General features: G+C 71.9%; 9 protein-coding genes and 1 pseudogene. 4 read left to right on the forward strand and 6 right to left on the reverse strand.

Features of this window, described 5'->3' with window-relative positions; translation table 11 throughout:
• Positions 1 to 1,438 (forward strand): glycine hydroxymethyltransferase (locus tag ACWBNA_RS41050; protein ID WP_482709691.1); only part of this gene is annotated, 1,438 nt, incomplete at its 5' end.
• Between the two features lie 310 nt (positions 1,439 to 1,748).
• Here the strand turns inward: ACWBNA_RS41050 and ACWBNA_RS41055 are convergent.
• The 4 genes from ACWBNA_RS41055 to ACWBNA_RS41070 form a co-directional block, all read right to left on the reverse strand.
• Entirely contained in the window at positions 1,749 to 2,462 is a 714-nt protein-coding gene (locus ACWBNA_RS41055) for a hypothetical protein (RefSeq protein WP_482709692.1), read from the reverse strand.
• 97 nt (positions 2,463 to 2,559) lie between these two features.
• On the reverse strand, positions 2,560 to 3,354 hold the full coding sequence (locus ACWBNA_RS41060; RefSeq protein WP_482709693.1) for a hypothetical protein: 795 nt from the start codon (positions 3,352 to 3,354) through the stop codon (positions 2,560 to 2,562).
• A 102-nt stretch (positions 3,355 to 3,456) separates the two neighbouring features.
• Positions 3,457 to 4,467 (reverse strand): hypothetical protein, encoded by a 1,011-nt coding sequence (locus tag ACWBNA_RS41065; RefSeq protein WP_482709694.1) that lies wholly within the window; start codon positions 4,465 to 4,467, stop codon positions 3,457 to 3,459.
• Entirely contained in the window at positions 4,454 to 5,050 is a 597-nt protein-coding gene (locus tag ACWBNA_RS41070; protein WP_482709695.1) for an RNA polymerase sigma factor, read from the reverse strand. Before ACWBNA_RS41070 ends, ACWBNA_RS41065 begins: the two co-directional genes overlap by 14 nt.
• 142 nt (positions 5,051 to 5,192) lie before the next feature.
• Here ACWBNA_RS41070 and trpS point away from each other — a divergent pair, with 142 nt between their 5' ends.
• Both trpS and ACWBNA_RS41080 read left to right on the forward strand, forming a co-directional pair.
• On the forward strand, positions 5,193 to 6,206 hold the full coding sequence (trpS, locus tag ACWBNA_RS41075) for a tryptophan--tRNA ligase (RefSeq protein ID WP_482709696.1): 1,014 nt from the start codon (positions 5,193 to 5,195) through the stop codon (positions 6,204 to 6,206).
• A 139-nt stretch (positions 6,207 to 6,345) separates the two neighbouring features.
• On the forward strand, positions 6,346 to 6,930 hold the full coding sequence (locus ACWBNA_RS41080) for a 2'-5' RNA ligase family protein (RefSeq protein ID WP_482709697.1): 585 nt from the start codon (positions 6,346 to 6,348) through the stop codon (positions 6,928 to 6,930).
• A gap of 52 nt (positions 6,931 to 6,982) precedes the next feature.
• Here the strand turns inward: ACWBNA_RS41080 and dprE2 are convergent, their stop codons facing one another.
• Together dprE2 and dprE1 are read right to left on the reverse strand one after the other, a co-directional pair.
• Positions 6,983 to 7,738: a decaprenylphospho-beta-D-erythro-pentofuranosid-2-ulose 2-reductase gene (gene dprE2 / locus ACWBNA_RS41085; protein ID WP_482709698.1), complete on the reverse strand. Its 756-nt coding sequence runs from the start codon at positions 7,736 to 7,738 to the stop codon at positions 6,983 to 6,985.
• A 96-nt stretch (positions 7,739 to 7,834) separates the two neighbouring features.
• The gene (dprE1, locus tag ACWBNA_RS41090) at positions 7,835 to 9,190 is read right to left on the reverse strand and encodes a decaprenylphosphoryl-beta-D-ribose oxidase (protein ID WP_482709699.1); all 1,356 of its coding nucleotides are present in this window, start codon (positions 9,188 to 9,190) and stop codon (positions 7,835 to 7,837) included.
• A gap of 133 nt (positions 9,191 to 9,323) precedes the next feature.
• Between dprE1 and ACWBNA_RS41095 the strand changes: the two are divergent.
• A pseudogene (locus tag ACWBNA_RS41095) lies at positions 9,324 to 9,602 on the forward strand (hypothetical protein); the annotation flags it as partial.

A 9,602-nucleotide genomic window follows, 5' to 3' on the forward strand; every position in this document is an offset into this window, starting at 1 on the left:
ACCCCTCTCTCCCGAGTCCACCGCCTTCCGTGCCGCCCTCGACGTGATCCGCGCCGTCGAGCCGCGCGTGGCCGACGCCATCGGCCAGGAGGTCGCCGACCAGCGCGAGATGCTCAAGCTGATCGCCTCCGAGAACTACGCCTCCCCGGCCACCCTGCTGGCCATGGGCAACTGGTTCAGCGACAAGTACGCCGAGGGCACCATCGGCCGCCGCTTCTACGCCGGCTGTCGCAACGTCGACACCGTCGAGTCCCTCGCCGCCGAGCACGCGCGCGAGCTGTTCGGCGCCCGTCACGCCTACGTCCAGCCGCACTCCGGCATCGACGCCAACCTCGTCGCCTTCTGGTCGGTCCTCGCCCAGCGCGTCGAGGTCCCCGCCCTGGAGAAGGCCGGTGTCCGCCAGGTCAACGACCTCTCCGACGCCGACTGGGCCGAGCTCCGCCAGGCCTTCGGCAACCAGCGCATGCTCGGCATGTCCCTGGACGCCGGCGGCCACCTCACGCACGGTTTCCGCCCGAACATCTCCGGCAAGATGTTCGACCAGAGCTCCTACGGCACCGACCCCGCCACCGGCCTCCTGGACTACGAGGCCCTGCGCGCCACCGCCCGCGAGTTCAAGCCGCTCATCATCGTCGCCGGCTACTCCGCCTACCCCCGTCTCGTGAACTTCCGGATCATGCGCGAGATCGCCGACGAGGTCGGCGCCACGCTCATGGTGGACATGGCCCACTTCGCCGGTCTCGTCGCCGGCAGGGTCCTCACCGGCGACTTCGACCCGGTCCCGCACGCCCAGATCGTCACCACCACCACCCACAAGTCGCTGCGCGGCCCGCGCGGCGGCATGGTCCTGTGCGACGACTCCCTCAAGGACCAGGTCGACCGCGGTTGCCCGATGGTCCTCGGTGGCCCGCTCCCGCATGTCATGGCTGCCAAGGCCGTCGCCCTCGCCGAAGCGCGTCAGCCCTCCTTCCAGGAGTACGCCCAGCGCATTGTCGACAACTCCCGCGCCCTCGCCGAGGGCCTGATGCGCCGCGGCGCCACCCTCGTCACCGGCGGCACGGACAACCACCTCAACCTGATCGACGTCGCCTCTTCCTACGGCCTCACCGGCCGCCAGGCCGAGGCCGCCCTGCTCGACTCGGGCATCGTCACCAACCGCAACGCCATCCCTGCCGACCCCAACGGTGCCTGGTACACCTCCGGCATCCGCATCGGCACCCCCGCCCTCACCACGCGTGGCCTCGGCACGGCCGAGATGGACGAGGTCGCGGGCCTCATCGACCGCGTCCTCACCTCGACCGAGCCCGGCACCACCAGCAAGGGCGCCCCGTCGAAGGCCCAGCACGTCCTCGACTCGAAGATCTCGGACGAGATCTCCCACCGAGCCACCGACCTCGTTGCGGGCTTCCCGCTGTACCCGGAGATCGACCTCGGCTGACACCTGGCCGACGGACCGGATCGTCCGCGCCGACTGGGAAGCCTCGCTCTCGGGGCCCTGGTCGGCGGCCTTCGCTTCCGATCCCGGTCGTGTGCTCGACCCGGCGCCGCCTAAGCGGTCTCGGTCCGGCGCCGCCTCGGTTCATGGTCTCGGGCCGGCGCCGCCTAAGCGGGTTCGACCCGGCGCCGCCTCGTGTGCGCGGTCTCGGTCCTCGCCTGGGTCGACGGTCCCGGCTCATCGCCCTGTCCGTCGCCCCAGTCCTTGGCCTGGGTCCGTCGCCCGAGTCCTTGGCCCGTCGCCTCGGCTCGGCTCAAAGGTCGATCAACTCCTGTCGTGGTTCCTCCCGCGGCGGTCCGGCACCCGGCCGGGCCGCCGCGCGGCGTATCAGCAGAGTGCTGCCGACCCCGGCCGCGAACCCCGCGGCGAGACCCGGTACCGCCCACCACGCACCGCTCGGCACCGATCCGGGCCCGCCGGCACCGCCCGCGTCCCCAGCCGCCCGCTCACCGGCCGCACCGAGCAGTCCCGCAGAGTTCATCCGCTCGAATACCGAGCGCGGCGCCCGATGCCAGCGGATGTCGTCGTCCGCCACGTCCGGCGCAGCATCCGAGCGCACCCACGGCGTACCGTCCCCGTCCACGAACAACTGGTCCTGCCGCTCCATGGCCACGTCACCCCCCGGCGCCGAATTCGTCTGCGGCCAGCCCCCGACACCCGTCAGCCCCCACACCACGGTGATCCGTACCGGCGGATACCCGCCCTCGTCCCACGCCTGCGACACCCGCTCCGTCCCCGCGTACATCGGCTCCAGCAACTGCCAGAGGCGGGCGAAGTCCGGCTCGCCCGAGCGCACGACCGTCGTCCGGCCCGTGCCGCCCGCGACGACCACCGCCACATCGGGCACGTCCCGGCTCGGCCCCCGAGACGCCGCGTCCGCCGCAGGCATCCCGCACAGAGCCGCCACCACGGACACCGGTACGAAGACCGCGAGCCGCCCACCGGCACGTCTGCCCCGGGCCGTCATTCGGCCCCCCACCCGTCTGCTGCGCAAAGCCATCCGTCCCCCTCCACGTCTCCCCGCCCCCGTCATCCGTAGCCTCATCCGCCCCCGCCCGCCCGTCTCACACGTCCCGTAGCTCCTGCCGCGGCCCTGGCTCCCGTCGCCGTCGGTCCCACCGCATTCGCGGGGTGAAGGGTCGGAGCACCAGCGCCAGGACGGCTCCTGCTGCCACGCCGGGCATCACCCACCACCAGTCGGTGTCCTGCCCGGGCCCGGCTTGCGCGGCCGGTGTGACGGCCGCGTCCGCTACGGAGTCCGCCGCACCGGCGCCGGCGCCGCTCCCCGTCTCGCTCGTCTCCCAAGGTGCCGGGAAGATCGCGGAGGAGCCCTGGCCCGAGGTCTTGCCCATCACGCCCAAGTTCTTGAGCAGGGCGTGCAGTTGGCCGGGGTGTCGGGCGCGGTGCCAGTGGCCGTTCCCCGTTTCGGGGAGGTTCGCCGTCGTGTGTATCCAGACCTCGTCGGCGTCCGGCAACGGGAAGACCCGGTCCAGGCGCCAGGGTGACACGTCGTGTGCCAGCCAGGTGACGTTGATCTGCCGGGCGGCCCTCAGATCGGCCTCGGGCGGCTTGTCGCGGACGCCGGTGCCGGGGGTGCCGAGCAGTTGCTCCAGCTCTGCGTACTCCTTGTCGGAGTGGTACAGCGCCGCCGTCTCCGTGCTCTGCGGCGAGACCACGAGCACGCTTGTGGGTCCGCCGGCCGACGCGGCCGAAGCCCCCCAGAGCATCAGCGCCAACGTCACCACCAACGCCCCTGCCAGCGACGCCAGTTCACGGCCTAGACCGCTCCAGCCGACCACGCTGCCGACCGGGCCCCAGCCCTCGCCCTCGCCCTCGATCCCACTCCCGATCTCGCGCATCGAACCCCCTACAAAGCCGGCCATCCCCGTGCGGCCCGTCCATGGGCCGCGTGTCACTTCTGGTACACCGCCCGACCCGTCGGGGTTCCCACCCCGCCCGCACTATTTCGGAGATTCCTCCGGCGCCCCGTCGAGGGACTGCGCGATCTCCACCGCCCGCCCCTTCGACGCCACCCCCTCCAGCCGCAGCGTCACATGCGCGCCGCCGGAGCCCTCTGAGCCCTCTGAGCCCCCGGAGCCGTCGAGCCCGCCAGAGCCGTCGGAGCCGCCCGAACTGTCGAGCCCGCCCGAGCCGTGCATCCACAGCAGCGTCGGCCCGGCGGTCCGTGTCTCGCGGGTGTGGCGGGAGCCGTCCGCATCCACCAGCCAGAAGCTCAGCAGGTGCGGTCGTGGGAACCACAGGGCCGTGTTCGTCCCCGCGCCGGCGTCCGCGGGGTCCTCGCTCAGCGAGATCCACTCGGGCTGTTCGGGCACGCTCTTGGCGAAGCCGACGTCCAGGCCGGCCGGGTACTGGTCCAAGCGGACCGAGCGCCCCTGCTCCCGCCAGCACAGGCTCACCAGGAACCGTCCCTGCGGCTCGGCGGTCACCGACACGGTGTCCGGCGCGCCCAGCGCCGGAGGAACCAGCGGCTCGAACCCGGCCTCGCGCTCGGCCTGTGCGAGCGACAGTGACTTCCCGCAGCCGGGCACCTCGGCGCCGGGCGACGGCACCGCCGACGGGTCGTACCGCACCTCGACCCCGCCGAAGTCGAACCAGTCGAGGACGGCGGCCCGCACCGGGGGTGTGAGCGCGAGGACCGTCAGCAGGCCGCACAGCGTCGCGGTCAGTGACCGCCACCGCGCCCGCGTCCAGTACCGGGCCGCCCGCAGCCGGTCCCCGGCCCCCGGTGGCTGGGCCACCGGAACGGGGACCTGCTCGGCGAGTATCCGCTCCAGCACCCGCTCGACCATCGACTCGGCCCCGGCCGCACCGGGCGGGTCCAGGGAACGCCCGAGTGCCCGCAGCTCGTCCGGCAGCCGGGCGGCCTCGCCGCGCCGACGCCCTCCGCCCTCGTCGCCGGCGCCGCCCTCACCGCCGTGGGCATTCCGCTTCCGCTCCTCACTCACGCTCATCACCCCCTTCCCGAGCTTCGCGAGCTTCCGGGGCTTCCCGGGCTTCCGCAGGCTGAAAATCCGGCAGCAGTCGGCTCATCTTCCGTAGTGCGCGGTTGAGCCGGGACTTCACCGTCCCCCGGGGCCAGCCCAGGGCCTGGGCCGTCTCGGACTCGTCCATCTCCAGCAGATAGCGGTAGGTGACGACCAGGCGGTGCTCCTCGGTCAGTTTCTCCAGGGCGGCCAGCAGGGCGGCGCGGCGCTCCGTCTCGAGCGTGGCCACCGCGGGGTCCGCCGATTCCGGTATCAGCGGGTCCGCCTCCACGAAGGCCGCCTCACGGCCGGCCAGCGTCCGCTGCCGGGCCGCCGTCCGCACTGTGTTCCTCGTCTCATTGGCCACGATCGACAGCAGCCACGGCTTGAACGACGCGCCGTCCTTGAACCGGCCCAGCGCGCAGTACGCCTTGACGAAGGCCTGCTGCACCACGTCCTCCGCGTCCGCACCCGCCCCGAGCGCGGCGGCCGCCCTGAGCGCGAGGCCCGTATGGGCCCGCACCAGGTCCGCGTACGCCTCCGGGTCTCCGGCGCGTACGCGTGCAATCACCGCGGCCTCATCGACGATGCGGCCCCCCTCCCGCGTCCTCACATTCTTGGTACACCGCTCGGGCCGGATCGGTTCCCACCCGAGTCCCATCTGTTTCCGACCAGTTCCGGATCGGCACCCGGTACCTGAGAGAATGGTGAGCATGGCCTCTGACCGACCCCGCGTGCTCTCCGGAATCCAGCCCACCGCAGGCTCGTTCCACCTCGGCAACTACCTCGGCGCCGTCCGCCAGTGGGTGGCCCTGCAGGAGTCCCACGACGCGTTCTACATGGTCGTCGACCTGCACGCGATCACGACCCCGCAGGACCCCGCGGACCTGCGCGCGAACACCCGCCTGGCCGCCGCCCAGCTCCTCGCGGCCGGTCTCGACCCGGAGCGCTGCACGCTCTTCGTCCAGAGCCACGTCCCCGAGCACGCGCAGCTCGCCTGGGTCATGAACTGCCTCACCGGCTTCGGCGAGGCGTCCCGCATGACGCAGTTCAAGGACAAGTCGGCCAAGCAGGGCGCCGACCGCGCCAGCGTCGGCCTGTTCACGTACCCGGTCCTCCAGGTCGCGGACATCCTGCTGTACCAGGCGCACGAGGTCCCGGTGGGCGAGGACCAGCGCCAGCACATCGAGCTCACCCGTGACCTCGCCGAGCGGTTCAACGGCCGCTTCGGCGCGACCTTCACCGTCCCGAAGCCGTACATCCTCAAGGAGACGGCGAAGATCTACGACCTTCAGGACCCGTCGATCAAGATGAGCAAGTCGGCGTCCACGCCGAAGGGCCTCATCAACCTGCTCGACGAGCCCAAGGCCACCGCCAAGAAGGTCAAGAGCGCGGTCACCGACACCGACACCGTCATCCGCTTCGACCCGCAGAACAAGCCGGGGGTCAGCAACCTGCTCACCATCCACTCGACCCTCACGGGCGAGGGGATCGCGGAACTGGAACAGAAGTACGAAGGCAAGGGCTACGGCGCGCTCAAGACGGACCTGGCCGAGATCATGGTCGAGTTCGTGACGCCGTTCCGCGAGCGCACCCAGCAGTACCTTGACGACCCGGAGACGCTGGACTCGATCCTGGCCAAGGGCGCGGAGAAGGCGCGTGCCGTGGCCGCGGAGACCCTCGCGCAGGCCTATGACCGGGTGGGTTTCCTGCCCGCCAAGCACTGAGGCGTACGACCGCACAGGCGCACCACCGGACAGAGCGCTGCACATCACTACGGTTGCGCCTGCCCACAACACAGCCGTGGCCGTACAGTCGATAGCCGGACGGCTGGGAACGCACCCGAACAGGACGACAGGAGACGACGTGGGGACCGTAACGATCGGCGTGTCGATCGCGGTCCCGGAGCCTCACGGCAGCCTGCTCCAACAGCTGCGCGCGAGCTTCGGCGACGCGGCAGCTCACGGCATTCCCACGCACGTCACCCTGCTGCCGCCGACGGAGATCGACGAGGCCGCGCTGACGGCCGTCGAGGCACATTTGACCGAGGTCGCCGCGGCCGGCCGGCCCTTCCCCATGCGACTGTCGGGCACGGGCACGTTCCGGCCGCTGTCGCCCGTCGTCTACGTTCAGGTGGCCGAGGGCGCCGAGGCGTGCACCTGGCTGCAGAAGCAGGTCCGGGACGCCTCCGGCCCCGTGGCACGCGAACTGCAGTTCCCGTACCACCCGCACGTCACGGTCGCGCACGGCATCGACGACGACGCCATGGACCGCGCCTTCGAGGAGCTGGCCGACTACCGGGCCGAGTGGCCCTGCACCGGCTTCGCGCTCTACGAACAGGGCGCCGACGGCGTGTGGCGCAAGCTGCGTGAGTACGTCTTCGGCGGTCCGGTGGTGCCGCCGCAGCCCGCGCGCGTGGAGCGCGGTTCGCTGCCGACAAGCCAGCTGTAACCACCGTTACAAGTCGCCTGTAACCACCATCACAGGTCCGCTGTAACCACGGTTACAGCGGCAGTCGCCGGAACACCGCCCTCGGTACGTGCCGCAGTGCCGCCATCACCACCCGCAGCGTCCCCGGCACCCACACCGTCTCCGTCCGGCGCCGCAGTCCCAGCTCGATCGCCGTGGCGACCGTCTCCGGCGTCGTCGTGAGAGGTGCCTCCGGCAGGCCCGAGGTCATCTTCGTGCGGACGAATCCGGGGCGTACGACCATCACGTGCACGCCGGTGCCGTGCAGGGCGTCGCCCAGGCCCTGGGTGAAGGCGTCGAGGCCGGCCTTGCTGGAGCCGTAGATGAAGTTGGAGCGGCGGGCGCGCTCGCCGGCCACGGAGGACAGCACCACGAGCGAACCGTGGCCCTGGGTCTGCAGCCCGCGCGCGGCGACCAGCCCCGCCGACACCGCTCCCGTGTAGTTGGTCTGCGCGACGCGCACCGCGCTCGCCGGTTCGCGTTCGTCGTGTGCCTGGTCGCCGAGGATCCCGAAGGCGAGCAGCACCATGTCGACGTCGCCCTCGGCGAAGACCTTGCCGAGCGTCGTCTCGTGGGAGTCGGGATCGAGCGCGTCGAAGGGGACGGTGTGGACCTCGGCCCCGAGGCCGCGCAGGTGGTCCGCGGCCTCCTCCAGGGCGGGCGTGGGGCGTCCCGCCAGCCACACCGTACGGGTGCGGCGGGCGATCAGGCGGCGGGCGGTGGCGAGCGCGATCTCCGACGTGCCGCCGAGGACGAGCAGGGACTGGGGGATGCCGAAGGCGTCCTTCACGACAGCTCCAAGAGGTTGCCCCAGCCGTACGGCTGAAGGGGGTGCGGCGGCCCGGGGGTGGTGTTCACCTGGGGTGGTGTTCGCCTGGGGTGGTTTTCAGATGTCGAGGCGCCGGGACAGATCCGACGTGAAGACCCCACGGGGGTCCAGCTCCGCGCGCAGGGCGCGGAAGTCGGCCAGGCGCGGGTACATCGCGGAGAGCAGTTCGGGGCGCAGGCGGGAGTCCTTGGCGAGGTAGACGCGCCCGTCGGCCGCGGCGACCTCCTCGTCCAGTTCGTCGAGGAAGGCGCCGAGGCCGGGCAGGTGGGCCGGGATGTCCAGGGCCAGGGTCCAGCCGGGTACGGGGAAGGAGAGCCAGCCCGGGTCGGCGTCCCCGAAGCGCTTGAGGACGGCCAGGAAGGACGGGCACCGTCGCTGCGAGATGCGGCGCACGATCCGGCGCACGGCGTCCTCCTGGCCGTGGCCGACGACGAACTGGTACTGCACGAAGCCGCCGCGGCCGTAGATCCGGTTCCAGTGGGGGACGCCGTCCAGTGGGTGGAAGAAGGCGGAGATCTTCTGGAGTTCGCCGGTACGCGCGCGTGGGGCCTTGCGGAACCAGAGCTCGTTGAAGAGCCCCACGGTCGTCCGGCTGAGCAGGCCCTCCGGGAGGAAGGCGGGGGCGGCCGGAAGGCGGGAGGTGCGGAAGGCCAGCGGGTCTCTGCGCGCGCGGGTGCGTTCCGGCAGCGCCTCCAGGGGGGCGTGATCGCCCCGGGTCAGCACCGCGCGGCCCGTCGCCGCGCCGCGCGCCAGAAGGTCGATCCACGCGACGGAGTAGCGGTAGTGGTGGTCGGTGGCCGCCAGCCGGGCCATCAGGTCGTCCAGGTCCCGGGCGCGTTCGGTGTCGACCGACATGAGCGCGGTCTCGACCGGCTGGAGCCGGACCGTCGCGGTGAGGATCACGCCGGTCAGGCCCATGCCGCCGGTCGTCGCGTCGAACAGCGGCGTGCCACGGCCGACCGTGCGGATCTCGCCGTCGGCGGTGAGGAGTTCGAGCGACAGGACGTGCCGGGCGAAGGAGCCCGACACATGGTGGTTCTTGCCGTGGATGTCCGCGCCGATCGCGCCGCCGACGGTGACGTAGCGCGTGCCGGGCGTGACCGGCACGAACCAGCCCAGCGGCAGCAGCACCTGCATCAGCCGGTGCAGGGAGACGCCCGCGTCGCACAGCACGATCCCCTCGGCGGCGTCGATGACGTGGATGCTGTCGAGACCCGTCATGTCGAACACGGACCCACCGGCGTTCTGCGCCGCGTCCCCGTACGCCCGCCCCAGGCCTCTCGGGATGCCCCCGCGGGCCCCGCAGTCCCGCACGGCGGCCGCGGCCTCCTCGTACGTCCGTGGGCGGATCAGACGCGCGGCGGTGGGAGCGGTGCGGCCCCAGCCGGTGACGGAAACGGTGTCGGCAGACATGTCGGTGACCGTATCGCCCCTTAGTAGGCGATTAGTTAGTAAACATTCATCCCATCCCCGAAATGGGTGATTAGTGGGATGTCGCCCTATATTGCCGGAGATCCGACGGCGCCGACGTGAACAGTGAGTCCACATGGACGATCTCGACGACATGGACCACCGCATCCTTTCGGCGCTGAGGGCGTACGGCTGCGACCCCCACGTCGCGAACACCGCGCGCGCCCTGTCCTGGGCCGGCGAGCACGGCGCACCGTGGCTCGTGGCGGGCCTCGCGGGAGCCGCCGTGGACGGCCCGCGCCGCGGCGCCTGGCTGCGCGGCACCGCGCTCACGGCGGGCGCGCATCTCGTCAGCATGGGCGTGAAAAGGGTGGTGGGGGGGGGGGGGGGGGGGGGGGGCCCCCCCCCCCCCCCG

The organism is Streptomyces sp. Q2 (assembly GCF_056820935.1).